The sequence below is a fragment of the Pantoea sp. MBLJ3 genome (genome assembly GCF_000816655.1).
In the GTDB taxonomy this organism is placed as follows: domain Bacteria; phylum Pseudomonadota; class Gammaproteobacteria; order Enterobacterales; family Enterobacteriaceae; genus Pantoea; species Pantoea eucalypti.
The window spans coordinates 110,521-128,835 of record NZ_JSUT01000004.1 but is presented as its reverse complement, the minus strand read 5'-3'; the positions used below and the strand labels follow the sequence as shown (position 1 = coordinate 128,835).

Here is an 18,315-nt window from a genome sequence, read left to right as displayed (position 1 = left end):
CTCCGGCAGCGTTAAAGCGGCAGAGTAACATCTCCCCGAGGCGGTGCAAGGGGGCCGGGTACGCAAGGATTGATCCTGCGATCCGCATTCCAATAATATGCTGAAGCCATGATATTCAGGCATCAACCAGGGAGCGAAGGTGAAAGCAAGTAAGCACGCATTAAACTGGACCACACTACTGATCGCCATTCCGGTCGGGTGTGCGGCGTCGCTGGTGACGCTGGCTTTTCGCGGCGTGATAGAACTGATCAACCATCTGCTCTTTGCCCGAAGTGGCGAAATTACCGAATCCCTGCATCTCTGGCCGTGGATCTTCTGGCCGCTGCTGGTGGGGGCGGGCGGGGTGCTGGCGGGCTATTTTTTGCGTTATGCGGTCGCCATTGAGCAACAGCAGACGGTGAAAACGGATTATCTTGAAGTGATCAACGCCCGACTCGATGCGGTACCGACGCGAACCTCGCTGTTCCGTGCCTTATCGTCGATTGCCAGTATCGGCAGCGGTGCGTCGATCGGTAAAGAGGGGCCGATGGTGCAGCTTTCGGCGCTGTGCGGCAGTGCGATTGGCCGCCTGTTACCGGCCTCACTGAACCTGAAAAACAGTGACGTGGTGGCGATGGCGGCTGCGGCGGGCCTGGCGTCGGTCTATCATGCGCCGCTGGCCTCGGCGATTTTTGTGGCGGAGATTGCGTTTGGCATTTCTGCGTTGCAGCGGCTGATCCCTCTGATTATCGCGTCGGCGACAGCGGTGATGACCATGTGGACGCTGGGCTTCCGCAGCGCGCTCTATCCGCTGGCAGACGCAAACTTCGCCATGGATCTCAGCAGCCTGTTGATGACGGTGGTCATTGGTTTGAGCGCCGGTCTGGCGGGCTGGCTTCTGATTAAATGCATCGCCCGCAGCAAAGTGTTGTTCAGCGGCATCGCTTCTCTGCCCTTGCGCCTGGGCGCGGGTGGATTCGCCGTCGGCTTACTGGCGCTGATCTCAACTGATATTCTCGGCAACGGCTACGAAGTGATCGTCAAAGTCATGGCAGGCGACTATCTGCTGCCGGGATTACTGCTGTTGCTGGTGCTGAAGACCCTCGCCACCAGCCTGTCTGTGGGGTCCAACGCTGTCGGCGGACTCTTTACGCCTTCGCTGCTGATAGGCGCGCTGCTTGGGGTGATTATCGCGATGATCGGGGCGGCGCTGCATCTGCCGCTGGGCAATGTGCTGCTTTATGCCGCGATTGGCATGGCGGCGGTGCTGGCGGCGGTCAGTCAGGCGCCATTGATGGCGATGCTGATGGTGCTGGAGATGACGCTGAATAGCAGCCTGCTGTTTCCGCTGATGATAGCAACGGTGCTGGCGTCGATGGTGGTTTATCGCCTGCAATCCGCCAGTACCTATCCAGTGGTGAGTCATCACTTCAGCCGTTCAGAAGCGAAATACGATTTCGATAACATGCGCATTGCTGAGCTGATCATTCCTGGTGCGGCGTTGCAGCCGGAGGAGTCAGTGGGGCAGGCGCTGGCGGTCAGTTCGCTGAAGCGTGAGCGCTACGTCTATGTGATCAACGCCGCAGGTGCTTTCCTCGGTGTGGTCTCGATCCATGAGATTTCGCGCCGGGTGCTGGCGCAGGAGATTACTCTCGACTCACCGGTACAGTGTGTCATGGATCAGGATTTCCCGGTGGTCTATCAGAATCAGAGTATGCGTGAGGGGTGGGAGGCGTTTGCGGCGGTGACGCTGGAACGACTGCCGGTGCTGAATAATCCTCAGGAGCGACGCTTTCTGGGGGCGCTGACTAAAACCAGCCTGATTCAGAAAGCGCAGGAGTTTCTTTAAGCCGCATTGCCGCGCATCGCCTGGTCAGTCATCCACAGGCGTGCGTCAAATTCGAGCTGGTGGTAATCCGGCTCCATATGGCAGCAGAGCTGGTAAAACGCTTTATCGTGGTCTTTCTCTTTCAGGTGGGCCAGCTCATGCACCACGATCATCCGCAGAAATGGCTCAGGGGCGAGGCGGAAAAAGGTTGAGATACGGATTTCCGCTTTCGCCTTGAGTTTGCCGCCCTGAATCCGCGAGATAGCCGTGTGCAGCCCGAGTGCATGCTTCATCACCTTGATCTTGTTATCCCACATCACTTTGCTGATTGGCGGCGCGTTGCGCATATAGCGGTTTTTCAGCGCCTGCGTGTAGTCATACAGCGCCTTATCACTGATCACGTCGTGGGTGTCAGGATAGCGTTCCTGCAGAAATGCACCTAAGCGCTGGTGGGCGATTAGCGTCTGGACCTGCTCAAGAAGAGGGGCAGGATAACCCTGAAGGTAGATCAGTGAGGACATTAGGGATTCCTGGCGAAAGACAGTATACTGCGCCCCCGATTTTGGGGCGAAAATCAATCAAAGTGTACCACGCCGGAGAATTCATGAGCCAACTTGAACTGAACGATCGCACACTGATCCTGCATCGCTTCCCGCAGATGCGTGACGAAAGTCCATTACAAGCCTGGGATGCGGCTGATGAATACCTGTTACAGCAGGCGCTGCCAGAAGGACCCGTGCTGATCTTCAACGACAGCTTCGGGGCGTTAACCTGCGCACTGAATCCGCGCACTGTCTGGCACGTCAGCGACTCCTGGCTGAGCCAGCAGGCCGCTCGTCAAAATCTGAGCTTCAATGAGATGGATGACAGCAACGTGCACTTTGTTGATAGCCTGGCTGAGCTGCCCGCGGCTCCGGCGGCGGTGCTGATTAAAGTGCCTAAAACGCTGGCGCTGCTGGAGCATCAGCTGCGTGCCATTCGTGAAGTCGTCACGCCAGATACGGTGATTGTGGCGGCGGCGCGCGCCAAAGAGATCCACAACTCGACTCTGCAGCTGTTCGAACAGATCATCGGTGAAACCAAAACCTCACTGGCCTGGAAAAAAGCGCGCCTGATCTACAGCCAGTTCAGTCAGCCTGAACTGCGTGAGGCCACGCCGACGCTGGTCTGGCCGCTGGATGGCACCTCTTATCAGATCCACAACTACGCTAACGTCTTCTCGCGTTCTTCGCTGGATATCGGCGCACGACTGTTTGTGCAGCATCTGCCGGAAAACATTGAAGGTGAGATTGTCGATCTGGGCTGTGGCAACGGTGTGGTAGGACTGGTGGCGCTGGAGCAGAATCCGCAGGCCGAGGTGCATTTCCTTGATGAGTCTTATATGGCGGTCGCCTCCAGCAAGCGGAACGTAGAAGTAAACCGTCCTGATGACCTGTCGCGCTGTCAGTTCCTGGTGAATAACGTGCTGAGCGGCTATCCATCAGATCGGCTGCACGCGGTGCTGTGCAACCCGCCATTCCATCAGCAGCACGCTGTTACCGATCATCTGGCATGGCAGATGTTCCGCGATGCGAAACGCTGCCTTCAGTATGGCGGCGAGTTGCGCATTGTCGGCAACCGCCACCTCGATTATCACCACAAGCTGAAGAAGTTGTTCGGCAACTGTACACTGATCGCCTCAAACCAGAAGTTTGTGGTGCTGCGCGCGGTGAAAATGCGCTAGTCAGATCGTCAAAGCGAGTTGCGTCGCCTGTGCTATCGCGCGGCGCGCATCCAGTTCCTCCGCGACATCTGCGCCGCCTATTACGGTTACCACCTGTCCTTTTGCACGCAGCGCGGCTTCCAGTTCGCGCTGCGGCTCCTGGCCGGCACAGATAATCACGTTATCGACCTCCAGCAGCAGCGTTTCACCGTTACGCCTCAGGTGCAGGCCGCTGTCATCAATGGCCAGATATTCAATGCCGCCCCACATCTCCACGCCGCGCGCCTGAAGGCTGGTGCGATGAATCCAGCCGGTCGTTTTTGCCAGCCTGGCACCCGGTTTCCCTGATCGGCGCTGCAATAGCCAGATTTGCCGTGATGCGGCAGGCGGCTGTGGGGCAACCAGGCCGCCGCGCTGTGTAAGGCTGTGGTCGATGCCCCATTCTGTGTAAAACGCCGCCAGATCCTCGTCATGCGACGGCTGAGACAGATACTCCGCCACATCAAAGCCAATCCCACCCGCGCCAATAATCGCCACCCGTTTACCCACCGGGCGCTTATCGCGCAGCACCTCCAGATAACTCAGCACGCTGTGGTGATCGATGCCCGGAATAGCCGGTGTACGCGGCTTAATGCCGGTTGCGAGCACCACTTCATCGGCGTCACTCAGCTGATCGGGCGTGACCCGACAGCCCGTCTGAACCGTCACGCCTGCTGCCGCCAGTTGATAGCGGAAATAACGCAGCGTTTCACTGAACTCAGATTTGCCGGGGATCTGCCGGGCAATATTGAACTGACCGCCAATCCCGGGCGCGGCCTCATAGAGCGTCACCTGATGTCCGCGCTGCGCCGCCTGCAGGGCAAACGCCATTCCGGCCGGGCCGGCACCCACCACTGCCAGTCTGCGCGGTGCGGTGCTGGCGATGACCGGCATCAGCGACTCATGGCAGGCGCGTGGATTGACCAGGCAGGAGGTGATTTTACCGGCGAACACCTGGTCAAGGCAGGCCTGATTACAGGCGATGCAGGTGTTGATGCTGTCCGGTTCGCCGCGCTGCGCTTTGCTGACAAAGGCGGGGTCGGCGAGGAAAGGGCGTGCCATCGACACCATATCGGCACAGCCCGACTGCAACAGGGCCTCAGCGACAGCGGGATGGTTAATACGGTTGGTGGCGATCACTGGCACCGAAACGTGGGCACGCAGGCGCTGCGTCACCCAGGCAAAGGCCGCGCGCGGCACGCAGGTGGCGATGGTCGGGATGCGCGCTTCGTGCCAGCCGATGCCGGTATTGAACAGCGTGACGCCGCACTGTTCCAGCTCGCCCGCCAGCAACAGGGTCTCCTCCAGCGAACTGCCTTCTTCGATCAGGTCGAGCATCGACAGCCGGAAGATAATGATAAAAGCGTCACCGGTTGCGGCGCGAACCGCGCGGGTAATTGCCAGTGCGAACTGCATCCGCTGCCGGAAGTCGCCGCCCCAGCGGTCGGTGCGCTGATTGGTGTGTTTCACCAGAAACTGATTAATCAGGTAGCCTTCGGAACCCATGATCTCCACACCATCGTAACCTGCCTGCTGGGCAAGCCGTGCGCAGCGGGCGAAGTCCTCAATGGTCTGTTCAATCGCCGTCTCGCTCATCGCCTGTGGCGTAAACGGGTTGATGGGTGCCTGACGGGCGGAGGGCGCGACCAGATCGGGCTGATAGCTGTAACGGCCAGTGTGCAGGATTTGCAGGGCGATTTTGCCCTGATGCTGATGCACCGCCTCCGTAATCTGCCGATGCCAGCTACATTGTGCTTCATCGGTGAGCATCGCGCCATGCGCGGTGGTAACACCCTGCGCATTGGGGGCGATGCCGCCGGTGACAATCAGCGCTACGCCTTCCCGTGCCCGCTCGCCGTAGAACGCCGCCAGCCGGGCTGCGCCATCCGGATGCTCTTCCAGGCCGGTATGCATCGACCCCATCAGAAAGCGGTTTTTCAGGCGGGTAAAGCCAAGATCCAGCGGCGTAAACAGCGCAGGATAATCAGGATTGACGGACATGGTAGTCACTCACAGCAAAGTGGTCGGATGAGTTTACTCTAGCCCCTTCTGCATTAAAAAAAAGTGAAAGAATGTCAGGGTGTGAGTGAAATCATAAACATCGGCAGGTGAGCAGGGCGAGCGAGCGCAGGGAACCCGGGCCTTAAGCAACACGGCCATCCGTGGCGTGCGTGGCTTTTAATGTTTCTGGCTCTGAAACCGTTAACGCCGCCGGATCCACGAATAGCGCGAACGATAGCCGCTGCTATGGTGGGTATTGAAGCGGTAGCTGGAACCGCTCTCGGCCATGCAATAGGTGCAGACATTAACGTTGTCGATCTGCGCGGCCGGCACACCCGCGTTGACCAGCAGCTGCGTCGCCAGTGCGGGCAGATCGAACCAGACACCCTGCTGATGGGCTGCGGCCTGTGGACGTTGTGCTTGTGGGTTTACCGGTTGATTCCGGTGCCAGCGTAGCCCGCTGGCAAACGCTGGGTTCTGCGCAATCTCCGCCAGCTGCGGTTCGGCCAGCTCATAGCAGCAGGGGCCCATCGCCGGGCCAATCGCCACCACCAGATCCTGCGGGTTGCAGCCCTGCTCGCCCAGTTTTTCCACGGCGCGGGTCAGCACACCCGCCAGTGTGCCCTTAAGTCCGGCATGCACCGCCGCCACGATCCGCTGTTGGCGGTCGGCGAACAGCACCGGCAGACAATCGGCGGTGTAGACCGCTACCGGTCGCATTCCGCTGCCGATCACGCCATCGGACTCACAGCTTTTGGGCGGAATGTTCTCACTATCGGTGACCACGGTTGCGCTGTGGCGCTGATGTCCATAGGCGGCATCGGCGGGAGGTGGCTCACCGGCTGGCTGAAACGCATAATCGAGCCACTCCAGCGAATCGAGCAACGGCGAGCGCGGGATCACGGCCATAAGAATCTCCTGTTATAACAGCGTGCGTTGGGCTGCCAACAGCTTACGTTAACTGCTACATTTTTGAAGCTTCTCCTCAGACCTTTCTCACCTTAAGGATGAAATGATGAAAACCTCCGCAAAACTCGCAGCATCCGGACTGGTCGCGCTGCTCCTGACCGGCTGCGCCTCGTCGACACATCAGACCGCGCAACAGCAACTCGGTCAGCAATCGGTGCTGGCTGTAAACTGGTTCCAGCAGTCTGGCGAATATCAGGCGCTGACCTGGCAGGCGTTTAACACCGCGCGCATGGCATTTGATCAGGCACCGTCGCTGACCGGCAAACCCAAAGCGGTGATTGTCGATCTGGATGAAACCATGCTGGATAACAGCGCCTACAGCGCGTGGCAGGCGAAAAACGGCCAGCCGTTCAGCAGCAAAACCTGGTCAGCCTGGACGCAGGCGCGTCAGGCGAAAGCGGTGCCGGGCGCGGTTGAGTTCGCGCGTCATGTGACAGAAAATGGCGGCACGCTGTTTTATGTGTCGAACCGCGATCAGAAAGATTACGCTGCCACGGTCGCCAATATGCAGCAGCTCGGCTTCCCTGACGTCAGCGATAAAACGGTACGTCTGAATACCGACAGCTCCAATAAGCAGGCACGTTTCGATGCCATCAAAAATGCGGGCTATAACGTGGTGCTTTACGTCGGCGATAACCTCAACGATTTCGGTGGGGCGACCTGGCATAAGGGTAATCAGACGCGTCGCGATTTCGTGAATCTCAACCATCAGCAGTTTGGTACGCAGTTCATCGTGCTGCCCAATCCACTCTACGGCGACTGGGAGAGCGGAATGGCGGAAAACTACAATAAGCTGACCCCGGAACAGCAGTTGTCGGTGCGTGAATCACGTCTGCAGAGCTGGAACGGTAAATAATTCGTCAAGAAAAAGAGCCTGCTCGTTCAGGCTCTGTTTATTATTGGTCCTTATTTACTTACTGTCGTCACTATTTTCCTGCAAATTAAATTAATCATCTCTTGCTCCCTTCTTAACTCAATACAGGTATATCTGACTGGCTTATACCCATTAAGCCGGTTGATTGTGCTAATGGTTAATTTTTTAATTAAGAGGATTCCTGGTGAAATGAGCGCTGGCTGGTATGGTGCTGAAAAACCCCTTTGTTAATGCTTGTATTTATTTGTCAGCATTAACTTTAGTTAATTTTCTAACTACATGTTTTTGATTCATTAAAAATGAATTCTGGCTTTTCCCTTTCGTCTTTGCTGCTTAATTAAATTTACGTAACCCTGACTCTTACTGACGGAAAATTGACAAAACCCGTGAGAACAAAGCGTTGTGAAATATTGCCCGTGCATTGGAAATGGTTAGCGTCTATAACCTTTTTCTGTGATTCAGTTCTTATTTCCCTGGCGGCTCATGCTTTATTTGTGTGCCGACACATGTTGTGGTTAGCCAGGATGCGACATCCCGGTAGTAGAGAGAAGATGATTGTGACGACACTTAAACCCTTATTAGCGAAAAATCGCAGTTGGGCCTTGCAGCGCCGCCAGCGTAATCCGGATTATTTTAAAAAATTCCTTCATCAGCAAAAGCCGCACTCACTCTGGATAGGTTGCTCTGATAGTCGCGTTCCGGCTGAGGTATTAACCGGCTCCCATCCTGGCGAACTCTTTGTACATCGTAATATCGCCAACATGGTGATTGAGGACGACGACAATTTGCTGAGCGTACTGCAATACGCGCTCTTCTTTCTCGGTGTGAAACGCATTGTCCTTAGCGGCCACTATGGCTGTGGCGGCGTAGAAGCCGCGCAAAACCTGCCGGGCAGCGTGCTGGACGGACAGGAAAGCGCGCTGGCGAGACGTATTCAGACGCTGCGAAATGATATTCAGCAGGGGCTGGCAGAAAGCCCGGCCTCAGACGTGGCGCCGGGTGAACAGCTTGATCGGCTGGTTGAGGCCAACGTGAAGGCGCAATTCGCCAGACTGGTGAAATCTGAACCGGTCCGGCAAATCTGGCAATCGGGCCAGGAACTGGAGGTGTTTGGTTGTGTTTATGACCTGCGCTCCGGTCATCTCAAAGAACTGATTCATCAATCTGCAGAGGAACCTTCATTATGAACCTCGATACCCTGCGTCGCGATATTCCGGCGGGTCTGGTGGTGTTTCTGGTCGCCTTACCGCTCTGTCTTGGCATCGCACAGGCCAGCGGATTACCGCCGTTTGCCGGTCTGCTGACGGGTGTGATTGGCGGTCTGGTCGTGACGTCGCTGAGTCCATCCCGATTTGCCGTCAGCGGCCCGGCAGCGGGCCTGGTCACTATCGTGGTCGCCTCAATGGCGTCGCTAGGCAGTTTCTCCGCGTTTCTCACTGCACTGATTATTGCCGGGGCGCTGCAATGCCTGTTTGGTCTGCTGCGTGCCGGACGGTTTATTTCGCTGGTGCCGGGCAGCGTCATCAAAGGGATGCTGGCGGCGATTGGTTTGCTGCTCATCATGCAGCAGATCCCGGTGGCACTGGGTGCCGCTGGCGATGCGGAGCTGGTGTCGCTGGTGACCGGCGAGATGACCTTCTCGCTGCCCGCCATCCTGGTAGCGGGTGTCGGTCTGGCCATTTTATGTCTCTGGACCACCGCACCGGTTAAACGGATCAAAGCGCTGGCCTGGATCCCCGGCCCGCTGATAGCCGTGCTCATCGGCTGCCTGGCTACCGTGCTGGGTGGGAGGCTGTTTCCTGAGATGACGCAGGGTCTGGCTCGCATTTCGCTGCCCGCTTTTGACAGCGTCTCTGCGCTGGTGGCGGAGCTGGAAACGCCTGACTGGATGGCCTGGCAGAATCCGCAGGTCTGGGTGGTTGCGGTGACCTTAGCACTGGTCGCCAGTCTGGAGACCCTGCTGAGCCAGGAGGCGCTGAAAAAACTGCGTCCTCAGACGCCCGCGCCGTCGCCTAACAAAGAGATGTTCGCGCAGGGTATTGGTAACCTGGCGGCCGGTTTCCTTGGGGCGATGCCGATCACGGCGGTGATTGTGCGCAGTTCAGTGAACGTCAGTGCGGGTGCGCAGACCAAATTGTCGATTTTCATTCACGGTGTACTGCTGCTGATTTGCGGCATGTGGTTCAGCGAGATGCTGAATGCCATTCCGCTGGCCAGCCTCGCTGCCGTACTGCTCTATACCGGTTATAAACTGGCGACACCGCGACTGTTCGTTGAGCAGTTCCGGATGGGCGCGCAGCAATACGTGCCGTTTCTGGCCACCATCATCGGGATTATCACGCTGGGTATGCTGGTCGGTATTGGTATCGGTATCGCCACGCAGATCCTCTATAGCATCTATAAGAGTCATCGCAACGCGCTGCAGCTCACCCGCTATGATGACCACTATGTGCTGCGCTTTCAGCAGAACCTGACCTTTATGCATAATCCCAGGCTCCAGGGATTGCTGGATGAGATCCCGGAGAACAGCGTGGTCATCGTTGATAACGACAATGCGGAATATATCGATCCCGACGTCAAAGCGGTGCTGAAAGATTTTGGCGATAACGCTGATAAACGCGGCATTCGCCTGAGTCAGTGGCCGGTTGCGGTAAAATAGCGATAAACGCAACGGTAAAGTCGTTTGAGAGGCAAAAATCGGATATCTCGGATATCCGATTTTTTTATTTGCGAGGCATAATAAGTCCCCAATTTTTACTGTCATCTGATGGGGTTAGACTCTTCAGGGTCACTTTGCGGAGTCAGCCCAGGAAGGGCGGTTGACCGCCGGATGACAGTGAGAGTATCCAGGATTTAATCATTCTGACACCACGCGCCTGTGCAGGCTGACGTGGACAGCCAGCCTCTCTGCGACAAGGTCCGGATGTATGCGCATGCAGCTGTTTGAAGAGCACAACGCTAAGAAGAACGCATTTTCGCTGTTTTTAGTGACGTTGTTATTTTGCTTTATCGGCGGACACCTGCGCATCCCACAGGAGCTGTCACTGTTCTGGCCAGTCAACGCGATCGTCACTGGCATTATCGTCCGAAATCCTTATCTGCATCAGACCCGCTATTACCTGGCTACGTTTGCTGGCATGGTGTTTAACGACACTGTTTTTTCAGGCTGGGCGCTTTCTGCCTTCACGCTGAACCTGGCGAATCTTCTGTTTGTGCTGATAGCGGTTACGCTGCTGATAAAACATCTTCAGAATGATTCCGGAAGGGAGCGCATTATCAATGTGCTACGTATTTTCCCCGCCTGCCTGCTGGCCGCGTTAGCCTGTGCCAGCTGGGGGGCACTGGCACAGCAGGCTGATTTCACTGTCGGTCTGGCGATCGCCTGGGGTGAGTGGTTTAGTGAGCAGTTCTCTACCGGGCTCATGGTACTGCCGTTTTTGCTGACGCGTGACTGGTCGTCGCTGTCGCCCCGCCAGTTTTTGCAGCTGCGCAAGCTGGCACCCGTTATCGCTCTGATCTTTTCGATGATGATTGGGGCAATAATGGGTGGCGCAGGTAGCCTGACGTTACCGGTTCCGGCGCTGGTGTGGTGTGCCATCGTGTTGCCGATGCCGCTGACCAGCCTGGTGATTCTGCTGAGCGGTATTGTCGAAATCATTCTGGTTTCGCACGGCGTAATGAACATTCAGGGCGATGATACCCTCCTGCTCGTCAGCCACCTGACCTCGGCGCGATTGGGTGTGGCGACTATCGCAATTAGCCCGCTGATCGTGGCCGCGAGCATGGATGCCATTCGCCAGCTGAATCAACGGCTCGCGCTGCGCGCGAATTACGATTTCCTGACCCGGCTGCTGTCGCGTTCCGGCTTATATGAAAGCCTGCGTGCGGAGCCTATTTTCCCGGATCGTAAGGTGGGCGTGATCCTGCTGGATGTCGACTACTTCAAAGCGATTAATGATAATTTTGGTCATGACGCGGGTGACAGCGTGCTGGAAGAGATCGCTCGCCGGATGCAGCAGGTTATCGGTAAAGAGGGACGCGTCTGCCGGTTTGGCGGAGAGGAATTTGTGGTGGTGCTGTTCGACCAGAATCCCGCAAAGCTCTATTTTCTCGCCGAGAGCATCCGGCAGAAGATGGCGAAAGAGAAATTCTGGCTACAGGGCAGTACGGCTACCGTGACCGTCAGTCTGGGACTGGCGCATAGCAGTGCCGGAGAAGCGACGGAGTGGCACCGTGTGATTAACCGGCTCATTTCGGCGGCGGATAAAAACCTCTATCTCTCGAAGCGCAATGGCCGTAATCAGACCTCACCCGTCAACTATTGCGGCATCTCCAGCGACGTGGCATAACGCCACGCCGCCGGAGCGGGTCAACTGACGCTGCTTTTCAGCGTGCTGGCCTGCTGGTGGCGTTCAATCGCCAGGTCGATCAGACGGCTGATCAGATCCTGATAGCTGAGCCCGGCTGCCTGCCAGAGTTTCGGGTACATGCTGATGTTGGTAAAGCCGGGCAGGGTATTCACTTCATTGACGATAATTTCGCCGTCGTCAGTCAGGAACACATCGACGCGCGCCATGCCAAAGCACTCCAGCGCGGTAAAGGCCTTGATGGCGACGTCACGAATCGCATCGCTGGTTTCCGCTGCGATGGCCGCCGGGACCACCGTCTGTGCTCCGTTCTCAGAAATATATTTGGTGTCATACGTGTAGAAGGCGTCATGCACCACCACTTCGCCGCAGGGGCTGGCTTCAGGTGCATCGTTGCCCAGCACCGCGCACTCAATCTCCCGACCTTTTATCCCCTGTTCAATCAGTACTTTGCGGTCAAAGGAGAAAGCCAGTGCCAGCGCGGCATCAAACTCTTCAATGCTATCTACTTTGCTCACGCCCACTGAAGAACCCTGGTTGGCGGGTTTGATAAATAGCGGCAGTCCAAAGCGGGCAATCACGGCCTCTGGATCCAGATGGGCGCGTTGTGCCTGAGTGACGCTCAGCCACGGCGCGACGTTGAGGCCGGCATCGCGTAGCAGGCGTTTGGTGAAATCTTTGTCCATGCTCACCGCAGAACCCAGCACATCGGACCCGACGAACGGTAAAGAGGCCATACGCAGCAGACCCTGCAGAGAACCATCTTCACCCAGCGTACCGTGAACAATCGGGAAGATAACGTCGATTTGCGACAGTGGATGGGCGTTGTGACGGGTGATGATCTGCTGCTGCGTCTTGCCCGGCACCAGCGCCACATCTTCAGCGGCGTGATTCAGTGCGATCAGCGCCGGATTTTCAGCGTTAAGTAAGAAGTTGGACGCATCATTCAGACGCCAGTGTCCCTGTTTGTCGATGCCCAGCAACACCACGTCAAACCTGGTTTTGTCGATCGCCTCAAGGATATTTTTGGCCGACTGCAACGACACCTCATGCTCGGCCGACTTCCCGCCAAACACGATCCCTACCCGCAACTTTGTCATCTGTTTTGCCCACTGAAAAAATCAAAACCACAAGATAGCATGGGGTTTGCGCGGGTTAAATTACCTGAAATCTAAATGCTGGCGACAGTAATTGCCTCGTCAGGCTGTTTTAATCGCAGCTACCTTTTCTCCATACGTTATCGACAGGTCGCAGGGATAACTTCGGATGAAGAGCGGTTGCAGATCAGAAAGGATAAGAGATGACTAAATCTGACGATCAGGCAGAGGGCAATGCGGGATATCGCCAGGTTTGGCTGGAGAATATCACAACCCGTTGTCGTACCTTACCCAGTATGGTGTTGCGGGCGCTTTCGGGATAATGATCTGCGATGTGGCGATGACGCCACATTCAGGACTATCGCTGACGATTCGCGGTGCCGCTTGAGAGGATGAAAACTGTGAGCTGAGGTAAAACGGTCAGCGTGGAAGATAGCTTCTGCAAGTTTCGCTTGTGTTCACACCAGCAAATATGAGGATGAGTACGTTTTCTCAGTTGCTCTCATCTTTGTGCGGCACATCATTTCTTTTTTGGTCGGGCGTTATCTTGCATAAAGGTTCGTAGGCAAGACCTGAGATCTTCCTGGTGTCCTTGGCGGGCTTCTTCTCCTTTCGCTTTCCCGACATGACAGGCCACGCGCTAAATAACTCTGAGAGTATTTCGAAAATCTGATGCATAGCTGTTGCTCACTTGTTCGAGTCAGGCAATGCCAATGACTTTAACATGAAGCTAATATTTAATGGGCCGGATTTATGAGAGGCGTTGAGGGTTAGTTACAGGTGAGAAACCGTGTCGCTGTTTCCGGCTTCAGCCATTATTGATGCGTGGTGGACTCTTTGAAACCGTCTACTGATTCTGCTGTGTGGCGCCAGCCGTGCCATTGATGATAAAGACTCGCAGAAGGCTCTGCAATTCACGGTCTTGATTCGGGCTGCTCAGGATAATCAGTTGAGGATTTCCCATGGCAGTGAAAATGCATCGCCACTTTGCCGCCACTCGAAAAGCCAGTAACAAAAAAGCCGCTTCAACGAGCGGCTTAGGTATATGTTTTTTTATCACTAAATTTGGTGGCCCCTGCTGGGTTTGAACCAGCGACCAAGCGATTATGAGTCGCCTGCTCTAACCACTGAGCTAAGGGGCCAGCGGAGCGGGGATTATAAAGTATCTCTTCAGGACGATCCAGCACTCAGCTACCGGTTGCTGAAATAAGCAGCAGCGATTTACCTGCTGATTTATATAACAAATCTGGCAACGCCTGGCGCAGTAGTCGCAAATCGGCACGGATAATGCTTCCCCGTGCCTTAAGTAAAACCCGATGTCAGGTGCTATGGCAGATGACTGACTCAGCCCTGACGGTAGCGGGATGCTGATCGATTCCTTGAAAGATGGGGAACCATGGCGCCACGTGCCTGATCGTAGTCGTGCCACATCTGCAGATCTTCCAGCGCCGGAATAGTTACCGTCTCCTTGCTGTCGAGTCCGGCCAGCGCGGCGTCCACCATCTCATCAACGTCCATCAGCATTTCAGTCGGGATTTCATTAATAGACTGGCCTGCGCGATCAAAAATCTCTGTACGGGTTGCGCCGGGTAACACCGCCTGTACCTGCACACCGCTCTCCGCGAGTTCACGCTGCATGGCGCGCGTCAGGGTCAGCACATAAGACTTAGTGGCGTTATAGGCGCCATTGAACATCTCATGCACCAGCGACAGCACCGAGGCGATATTGATAATAGTGCCGTGACCGCGTGCTTTAAATGCCCGGCCAGCCGCCTGTGCCAGACGCGTCGGTGCCAGAATATTTAACGCCAGCATGCTGTTGATGCGTGTGATGTCCGCCTCCAGAAACTCGCTTTCGACACCCATGCCTGCGTTGTTCAGCAGCAGCGTAATCTGTGCGTTGTTTGCGAGCTCTGACTCCACACGCTGCAGGTCCCGCTCATGCGTTAAGTCAGCCTTCATCACGGTTACCCGAATATCGTGCTGTTGTGTCAGCGCATCAGCCAGTGTGGTGAGTCGTGCCTGATCCCGTGCGACCAGGATGAGGTCATAACCGCGTGCTGCCAGTCGTTTTGCGTACGTTGCACCGATACCGCTGGATGCGCCTGTGATTAATGCTGTGCCTGATTTTGACATGTTTGCTTCCTCGTATGATGGTCGTCATAATGGTTATCAATATGACGACCATCATATGATTCGTCAAGCTGGAATATGATGAGTGTAATAATTACTATAATAGCCAGAAGCCATGCAGTTAAAACCGCAGGAGATGAGATGGAGAAGCAGAGCAGCAAGATGCAGACCCGCCAGCGTATCCTTGATGAGGCGGCGCGTGTGATGCGTGAAACCGGCACTGAAGGGATTGGGGTGGCGGCGCTGATGAAGCGGGTTGGCCTGACACATGGCGGCTTCTATGCACATTTTGCGTCACGCGAGGAGCTGGTTGAGGAGGTGCTGAAACATATGTTTGCTGAATCTGATACCTTCAGGCCTGCTAAATCCGTGACCCAACCAGCAACGCAGCTGGCTGATTTTATTGATAGCTATCTTTCCGAGGCGCATCGCAATGCACCGGCTCAGGGCTGTCCGCTGGCGGCACTGGTGAGCGAAGTGGCCCATCTTCCACAGCCGACACGGCAGATCTTCGCCCAGGGCTTCAATACGATGCATGCCGGTCTGGTGCAGATACTGCGTGAGCTGAGATTGCCGGATGTGGAAGCGCTGGCCTCCAGCATGCTGGCAGAGATGGTGGGCGCACTGGCGCTGGCACGGGCCTGTCCGGATGCTGAGCGGGCCAGTCAGATGCTGCAACGCAGTCGCGACGCGCTTAAGCAGCGTACGCTGGAGGTGGCGGCATGAGTGAGCATGCTATCCGCGACATTATCAGCTCCGATCTTGATGTGCTGTTCTGCGGCATCAATCCAGGTCAGTCAACGGCCCATCAGGGATTTCACTTTGCGCATCCCGGAAACCGGTTCTGGAAGGTTATTCATCTGGCGGGATTCACCCGGCAGCAGCTGAAGCCGGAAGAGGAGCAGCGCCTGACGGAAACCGGCTGCGGCATCACCATGCTGGTAGAACGGCCAACTGTGCAGGCAAATGAGCTTGCGCCTGATGAGCTGCGGGATGGCGGTAAACGCCTGATGGAGAAGGTTCTGGATTATCAACCCGCCGCGCTGGCCATTCTGGGTAAGGATGCATTCCGTCGTGCTTTTAAACAGAGCAAAGTCGAATGGGGCAAACAGCCGATATGTATGGGGAAAACTCAGGTGTTGGTGTTGCCGAATCCCAGCGGACTGAATCGTGCATCACTGGACGAGATGGTCGGGGCGTATCGTCAGCTCTGGCTGGAACTGCATCCGGAGAGTCACTGACGTCGGGCAGGGCAGGGGAGTGGCGCGAACAGGCAGGCATAAAAAACCCCGGCGAACCGGGGTTTTTGTCGGACTTAATCGTCGAGGAAGCTACGCAGCACTTCCGAACGGCTCGGATGGCGCAGTTTACGCAGGGCTTTCGCTTCAATCTGACGAATACGCTCACGCGTCACGTCGAACTGTTTGCCCACTTCTTCCAGCGTATGGTCCGTGTTCATATCAATACCGAAACGCATGCGCAGTACTTTCGCTTCGCGCGCGGTCAGGCCAGCCAGCACGTCATGGGTGGCAGAACGCAGGCTCTCTGACGTTGCAGAATCCAGCGGCAGCTCCAGCGTGGTGTCTTCGATAAAATCGCCCAGATGTGAATCTTCATCATCACCAATCGGCGTCTCCATAGAGATCGGCTCTTTAGCGATTTTCAGCACTTTGCGAATTTTATCTTCTGGCATCAGCATACGCTCAGCCAGCTCTTCCGGCGTTGGTTCGCGGCCCATCTCCTGCAGCATCTGGCGCGAAATACGGTTGAGCTTGTTGATTGTCTCAATCATATGCACCGGAATACGGATGGTACGCGCCTGGTCGGCGATAGAGCGGGTGATGGCCTGACGGATCCACCAGGTCGCATAAGTCGAGAACTTGTAACCACGGCGATATTCAAACTTATCTACCGCTTTCATCAGGCCGATATTACCTTCCTGAATCAGGTCGAGGAACTGCAGACCACGGTTGGTATATTTCTTCGCAATCGAAATAACCAGACGCAGGTTAGCTTCCACCATCTCTTTCTTAGCGCGACGCGCTTTGGCTTCACCGATCGACATGCGACGGTTAATATCTTTAACCTGTTCAATGGTCAGGCCGGTCTCTTCTTCAACCTGTGCCAGTTTCTGCAGGGAACGCATCACGTCATCCTGCACTTCCAGCAGTTTCTCAGACCACGGCTTGTTCATCGCCAGAGCGGCTTTGAACCAGCTTTCGTTGGTTTCGTTGCCGGTAAACAGCGTGATGAAGTTCTTCTTCGGCATTTTGCACAGCTCAATACAGAGCTTCATGATCAGACGTTCCTGAGTACGGACACGTTCCATCATAGTGCGCATGCTGCCTACCAGGTAGTCGAACTGCTTCGGTACCAGGCGGAACTGTTTGAAGACGTCAGAGAGGTTCTGGATTTCGGCAACGGCAGCAGCATGACTGCGACCTTTGCTCTTAATCACGCTGCGGGTCGCTTCATACTGCTTACGCAGGTCAGAAAACTTCTCGCGCGCCAGTTCCGGGTCGATTGAGTTATCGTCGTCGGAGCTGTCGTCATCCTCTTCATCTTCTTCTTCATCGTCGTTACGATCGGCTTCAGAAAGTTCAGAGCCTACGTGCGTTGCCGTTGGGGCAATATCTTCTTCTGCGTTAGGATCGACGAAACCGGTGATCAGGTCGGAGAGGCGTGATTCGCCTGCTTCAACTTTGTCATACTGATCCAGAAGATAAGTAATGGCTTCAGGGTATTCGGCGACAGAACACTGAACCTGGTTGATACCGTCTTCAATACGCTTAGCGATGTCGATTTCGCCTTCGCGCGTCAGCAGTTCAACGGTACCCATTTCACGCATATACATGCGAACCGGGTCGGTAGTACGCCCGATTTCAGATTCAACGCTGGATAACACCTGAGCGGCAGCTTCTGCGGCATCTTCATCAGTATCGGAGCTGTTTTCGTTCAGCATCAGATCGTCGGCATCCGGGGCTTCTTCAACCACCTGAATACCCATGTCGTTAATCATCTGGATGATGTCTTCGATCTGATCTGAGTCGACGATATCTTCCGGCAGATGGTCATTGACCTCAGCATAGGTCAGATAGCCTTGCTCCTTACCACGGGTGACAAGAAGCTTGAGCTGTGACTGCGGGTTTTGCTCCATAAGACGGTATCCACACTTCTGTTAAATTAGATTGGTGTCGGTCGGCAGCGCGCCAACAATAAGCAGTGAAGGCGTTTAGTTCTTGCCGCTGCCTTCATCGCGGCGTGGGCTTTGCCCATCAGTAATCGGCACTTAAGCCGCTTGTTAACTCTGTGCTAAGGGCCTGGCT

14 protein-coding genes and 1 tRNA gene are annotated in these 18,315 nt (G+C 55.7%); 8 read left to right on the top strand and 7 right to left on the bottom strand.

The window, feature by feature from the left end; all coding sequences use genetic code 11:
• The first annotated feature begins 139 nt into the window (after positions 1-139).
• A complete protein-coding gene (locus tag NP77_RS05860) occupies positions 140-1,828 on the top strand; it encodes a chloride channel protein (protein ID WP_003850202.1) in 1,689 nt (562 codons plus the stop codon).
• Here the strand turns inward: NP77_RS05860 and NP77_RS05855 are convergent.
• Complete coding sequence (locus NP77_RS05855) at positions 1,825-2,328, bottom strand: M48 family metallopeptidase (RefSeq protein ID WP_008925761.1); 504 nt, start codon at positions 2,326-2,328, stop codon at positions 1,825-1,827. The genes NP77_RS05860 and NP77_RS05855 overlap by 4 nt on opposite strands.
• An 83-nt stretch (positions 2,329-2,411) precedes the next feature.
• Here NP77_RS05855 and rlmG point away from each other — a divergent pair, with 83 nt between their 5' ends.
• Positions 2,412-3,530 carry a 23S rRNA (guanine(1835)-N(2))-methyltransferase RlmG gene (rlmG, locus tag NP77_RS05850; RefSeq protein WP_039659392.1) on the top strand — a complete coding sequence of 373 codons (1,119 nt, stop codon included), beginning with the start codon at positions 2,412-2,414 and terminating at the stop codon, positions 3,528-3,530.
• On the opposite strand, the gene NP77_RS05845 is transcribed toward rlmG, so the two are convergent.
• Together NP77_RS05845 and NP77_RS05840 are read right to left on the bottom strand one after the other, a co-directional pair.
• The gene (locus tag NP77_RS05845; RefSeq protein WP_039659390.1) at positions 3,531-5,549 is read right to left on the bottom strand and encodes an NADPH-dependent 2,4-dienoyl-CoA reductase; all 2,019 of its coding nucleotides are present in this window, start codon (positions 5,547-5,549) and stop codon (positions 3,531-3,533) included.
• A gap of 201 nt (positions 5,550-5,750) precedes the next feature.
• Positions 5,751-6,458, bottom strand: a complete 708-nt coding sequence (locus tag NP77_RS05840) for a polyphenol oxidase family protein (protein WP_008925758.1) — start codon at positions 6,456-6,458, stop codon at positions 5,751-5,753.
• Between the two features lie 106 nt (positions 6,459-6,564).
• Here NP77_RS05840 and NP77_RS05835 point away from each other — a divergent pair, with 106 nt between their 5' ends.
• From NP77_RS05835 to NP77_RS05820, 4 genes are all read left to right on the top strand, one after another.
• Positions 6,565-7,374 (top strand): 5'-nucleotidase, lipoprotein e(P4) family, encoded by an 810-nt coding sequence (locus NP77_RS05835; RefSeq protein ID WP_008925757.1) that lies wholly within the window; start codon positions 6,565-6,567, stop codon positions 7,372-7,374.
• A gap of 569 nt (positions 7,375-7,943) precedes the next feature.
• Complete coding sequence (locus NP77_RS05830) at positions 7,944-8,579, top strand: carbonic anhydrase (RefSeq protein WP_008925756.1); 636 nt, start codon at positions 7,944-7,946, stop codon at positions 8,577-8,579.
• Positions 8,576-10,051 (top strand): SulP family inorganic anion transporter, encoded by a 1,476-nt coding sequence (locus NP77_RS05825; RefSeq protein WP_039659387.1) that lies wholly within the window; start codon positions 8,576-8,578, stop codon positions 10,049-10,051. Before NP77_RS05830 ends, NP77_RS05825 begins: the two co-directional genes overlap by 4 nt.
• A gap of 268 nt (positions 10,052-10,319) precedes the next feature.
• Positions 10,320-11,741, top strand: a complete 1,422-nt coding sequence (locus NP77_RS05820; RefSeq protein WP_039659386.1) for a GGDEF domain-containing protein — start codon at positions 10,320-10,322, stop codon at positions 11,739-11,741.
• 20 nt (positions 11,742-11,761) lie between these two features.
• Here the strand turns inward: NP77_RS05820 and ddlA are convergent, their stop codons facing one another.
• The 3 genes from ddlA to NP77_RS05795 all read right to left on the bottom strand — a co-directional run bounded on the left by ddlA (position 11,762) and on the right by NP77_RS05795 (position 14,992).
• Positions 11,762-12,859 carry a D-alanine--D-alanine ligase gene (ddlA, locus tag NP77_RS05815; RefSeq protein WP_039659385.1) on the bottom strand — a complete coding sequence of 366 codons (1,098 nt, stop codon included), beginning with the start codon at positions 12,857-12,859 and terminating at the stop codon, positions 11,762-11,764.
• A 1,063-nt stretch (positions 12,860-13,922) separates the two neighbouring features.
• Positions 13,923-13,998 (bottom strand) — tRNA-Ile (locus NP77_RS05800).
• A 202-nt stretch (positions 13,999-14,200) separates the two neighbouring features.
• The gene (locus tag NP77_RS05795; RefSeq protein ID WP_039659382.1) at positions 14,201-14,992 is read right to left on the bottom strand and encodes an SDR family oxidoreductase; all 792 of its coding nucleotides are present in this window, start codon (positions 14,990-14,992) and stop codon (positions 14,201-14,203) included.
• Between the two features lie 138 nt (positions 14,993-15,130).
• Here NP77_RS05795 and NP77_RS05790 point away from each other — a divergent pair, with 138 nt between their 5' ends.
• Entirely contained in the window at positions 15,131-15,715 is a 585-nt protein-coding gene (locus NP77_RS05790) for a TetR/AcrR family transcriptional regulator (RefSeq protein ID WP_008925744.1), read from the top strand.
• On the top strand, positions 15,712-16,230 hold the full coding sequence (mug, locus tag NP77_RS05785) for a G/U mismatch-specific DNA glycosylase (protein WP_039659380.1): 519 nt from the start codon (positions 15,712-15,714) through the stop codon (positions 16,228-16,230). The genes NP77_RS05790 and mug overlap by 4 nt, the downstream gene beginning before the upstream one ends.
• Before the next feature lie 74 nt (positions 16,231-16,304).
• On the opposite strand, the gene rpoD is transcribed toward mug, so the two are convergent.
• Positions 16,305-18,146, bottom strand: coding sequence for an RNA polymerase sigma factor RpoD (rpoD, locus tag NP77_RS05780; RefSeq protein WP_003848431.1), 1,842 nt, complete (start codon positions 18,144-18,146; stop codon positions 16,305-16,307).
• Between the last annotated feature and the right edge of the window lie 169 nt (positions 18,147-18,315).

Bases quoted from the DNA above. Each gene is read 5' to 3' on its own strand.
- NP77_RS05855 (WP_008925761.1), bottom strand. From the start codon at position 2,328: ATGTCCTCACTGATCTACCTTCAGGGTTATCCTGCCCCTCTTCTTGAG.
- rlmG (WP_039659392.1), top strand. From the start codon at position 2,412: ATGAGCCAACTTGAACTGAACGATCGCACACTGATCCTGCATCGCTTC.
- NP77_RS05845 (WP_039659390.1), bottom strand. From the start codon at position 5,549: ATGTCCGTCAATCCTGATTATCCTGCGCTGTTTACGCCGCTGGATCTT.
- NP77_RS05840 (WP_008925758.1), bottom strand. From the start codon at position 6,458: ATGGCCGTGATCCCGCGCTCGCCGTTGCTCGATTCGCTGGAGTGGCTC.
- NP77_RS05835 (WP_008925757.1), top strand. From the start codon at position 6,565: ATGAAAACCTCCGCAAAACTCGCAGCATCCGGACTGGTCGCGCTGCTC.
- NP77_RS05830 (WP_008925756.1), top strand. From the start codon at position 7,944: ATGATTGTGACGACACTTAAACCCTTATTAGCGAAAAATCGCAGTTGG.
- NP77_RS05825 (WP_039659387.1), top strand. From the start codon at position 8,576: ATGAACCTCGATACCCTGCGTCGCGATATTCCGGCGGGTCTGGTGGTG.
- NP77_RS05820 (WP_039659386.1), top strand. From the start codon at position 10,320: ATGCGCATGCAGCTGTTTGAAGAGCACAACGCTAAGAAGAACGCATTT.
- ddlA (WP_039659385.1), bottom strand. From the start codon at position 12,859: ATGACAAAGTTGCGGGTAGGGATCGTGTTTGGCGGGAAGTCGGCCGAG.
- NP77_RS05795 (WP_039659382.1), bottom strand. From the start codon at position 14,992: ATGTCAAAATCAGGCACAGCATTAATCACAGGCGCATCCAGCGGTATC.
- NP77_RS05790 (WP_008925744.1), top strand. From the start codon at position 15,131: ATGGAGAAGCAGAGCAGCAAGATGCAGACCCGCCAGCGTATCCTTGAT.
- mug (WP_039659380.1), top strand. From the start codon at position 15,712: ATGAGTGAGCATGCTATCCGCGACATTATCAGCTCCGATCTTGATGTG.
- rpoD (WP_003848431.1), bottom strand. From the start codon at position 18,146: ATGGAGCAAAACCCGCAGTCACAGCTCAAGCTTCTTGTCACCCGTGGT.